The organism is Actinoplanes sp. NPDC051633, from assembly GCF_040681735.1.
GTDB lineage: Bacteria > Actinomycetota > Actinomycetes > Mycobacteriales > Micromonosporaceae > Actinoplanes.
Genome location: NZ_JBFAZH010001469.1, coordinates 1 through 1,668, shown reverse-complemented (window position 1 = coordinate 1,668; position 1,668 = coordinate 1). Strand labels below are relative to the sequence as shown.

The following is a 1,668-nucleotide window of genomic DNA, read 5'->3' as shown; positions in this document are numbered from 1 at the left end:
AGGAGCCGGGCCCGGGTCCGATCTCACAGGGTGTCGCCGGCCGTTTCCGCGGGGCCTGATGGCTGCGATCCGGACTTCTCCGGGCAGTCGCGGACCGGTGCGCTGCCGGTGTCGGGGGTGGCCGCGTCGGACACAATCAGCGTCGAGGGCGGCGCCGGAGTGTCGCCGGTGCCGCCGGCCGCCCAGGCTGTTCCGCCGACGGCAGCTGCGGCGGCAGCGGTGAGGCCCGCGATTCCCAGGCCTAGTGTGATCGTGCGGCGCATGTGCTCACATCCTTCGGTTCGGTAGGTGTGCCCATCACATCTGGCAGCACCGAAAGCGGGCCGAAGAAGACGCATCGACTGGAAAGCCACAGTGGAGCACGGGTGTCGGCCCGAGACCGCTAACCGGCGCGTGCACAATTGCTGCTCCATTGACCGTCGGATCTCGCGCCGCGCGCGGACAGCGCTGGACCCAGCCGGATTCGGTTGCTTTCGCGTGGCTTGGATGATCGCGGATGCTCGGACGCTCAAGTCGCTGCTATGATCGCCGGTGGCGTCGCTCGTACGCCGTACCTCCTTGACCGGTGGCCCACGCCCGCCGGCTGCGTGGAGGCGAAGGTGGCCACCGTGCCGTCGCGGGCGCTCGGAACCGCTACCGACTCGTGGGCGGCGACCGGCGTGCGACAGCGTGGGTGACGGCTCGTCGGTGGTGTGCCCGGACGAGGATCGGCGATGACCGAGCAACGCAATCTCAAGAAGCTGGTGCGCGACCGCGCGGCGCGTACCGGCGAGTCGTACATGACGGCACACCGGCAGGTGACCGGCCGGAGCACCGCACCGGTCGGTGGCCACCGCGACAGCACCCTGCTGGCGGGGATGCTTGGGCAGGCGGGCGTGAACGCGCCGCACACCGGCCGGCCGTACTCGGAAGCCATGATCGCCGGACTGGCCGGTGGAATCGGGTTCTTGTACGCGACGTTCGCCTACACCGGGCATCCGACGATGACGATCGTGGCGCAGCACCACCCCGACCCGTGGCTGCCGACCGCGCTGGATCATCTCGGCCTGCCCTACGACCAGCGCCACTCGACGAGCGCCGCCAAGGCGATGACCGACCTGCGGGTGCTCCTGGCCGACCGGCCGGTGTACTGCACCGTCGACCGGACCCGGCTGCCCTGGCAGAGTGACGCGCACCCGTGGACGGCTGCCGAACCGTACGGCGTCGTCGTCAAGGCCGCCGGGGACGCCACCGTGTCGGTCGACGACGGCCGCGGCGTCCACGAGATCGCCGACGACGGGTTCGTCGCCGCGTGGACAGGCCACCGCAAGGGCCGCCACCACCGCCTCGTCGTCGGCGACGACGCGGCGACCGTCGCGGTCGACCTGCCCTCGGCCGTGCGGCGGGCGGTCCGGTTGACGGTCGGGCACCTCACCGGTCCCGTCCTCGGCAACAGCTTCGACGTGAACTTCGGGCTCAGCGGCATGGCGAAGCTCGCCGAACAGCTCGGCGACTTGCGTGGGCGCGCAGGCTGGGCGAGACGCTTCGACGGGCACCTCGACCGGGTGCTGCCCCGCCTCGAGGAGTGCCTGGAACGCGAGTACACGGCGCCGGGCGCGACCCGGCCGCTGTACGCGGCGTACCTCACCGAGGCGGCGCCGCTGCTCGGCGGCGACGCCGACGCGGTCC

At 71.8% G+C, this 1,668-nt stretch carries 2 protein-coding genes; one reads left to right on the top strand and one right to left on the bottom strand.

What is annotated here, in order from left to right:
• Positions 1–23 precede the first annotated feature (23 nt).
• Positions 24–263, bottom strand: coding sequence for a hypothetical protein (locus tag AB0M20_RS42170; protein WP_364307002.1), 240 nt, complete (start codon positions 261–263; stop codon positions 24–26).
• A 450-nt stretch (positions 264–713) separates the two neighbouring features.
• On the opposite strand from AB0M20_RS42170, the gene AB0M20_RS42165 reads away from it, so the two are divergent.
• Positions 714–1,668, top strand: a 955-nt coding sequence (locus AB0M20_RS42165; RefSeq protein ID WP_364307000.1) for a BtrH N-terminal domain-containing protein, incomplete at its 3' end; no start/stop codon positions are given.